Raw genomic sequence first — 566 nt, forward strand, 5'->3', positions numbered from 1 at the left:
GGCTCTTCGGAATCAAGCATGGGCTGGGCCTCGTCGATAGGCGCGGGTTCCTGAGGCCGCGAGCAGGATCCGTAGCCGGTAGTGCTCGAACGTTCTGAAGCCGTGGGCGAGCCGTCGGGTCTTTTCGATGATGAGGTTGACGGCCTCGGTGCCGCCGTTGCTGATTCGGTGGGTGTCGAAGCGGGCGAGGACGTGGTCCTTCCACTGCTTGAGGGTCCGGCCGAGGCGGGCGACCTCGGGGACCGGGCAGGTCGGGAACGAGCCGATGACTTGCTCGGCGATCCGTCGCCCCTCGGCCGGGTCGTCAGCTTGGTACATCGAGCGGAGCTGCTGGTAGGCGTGCCAGGCGATCGTGACTTCCCAGGCCGGGTCGCCGGCCTGTAGGCACGCCTCGAGCTTGGCGACCTGCCGGTCGGTGAGGTGCTCTCGCCCGCGGCGCAGCAGCCCGCGGACCCGGTACAGCGGGTCCTCCTTGTGGCCGCGCCGGTGCAGCGTCTCCTGCTGCACCCGTCGTCGGGTCTCGTCCAGGACCTGGGTGCCGAGCTTGACGACGTGGAACGCGTCCA

1 protein-coding gene is annotated in these 566 nt (G+C 69.1%); it reads right to left on the reverse strand.

Annotated elements, in window-relative coordinates:
* Positions 1–12: 12 nt before the first annotated feature.
* A partial coding sequence (locus tag N865_RS21340; RefSeq protein ID WP_034810297.1) for an ISL3 family transposase occupies positions 13–566 on the reverse strand: 554 nt, incomplete at its 5' end.

It is taken from the genome of Intrasporangium oryzae NRRL B-24470 (assembly GCF_000576595.1).
Taxonomy (GTDB): Bacteria; Actinomycetota; Actinomycetes; order Actinomycetales; family Dermatophilaceae; genus Intrasporangium_C; species Intrasporangium_C oryzae.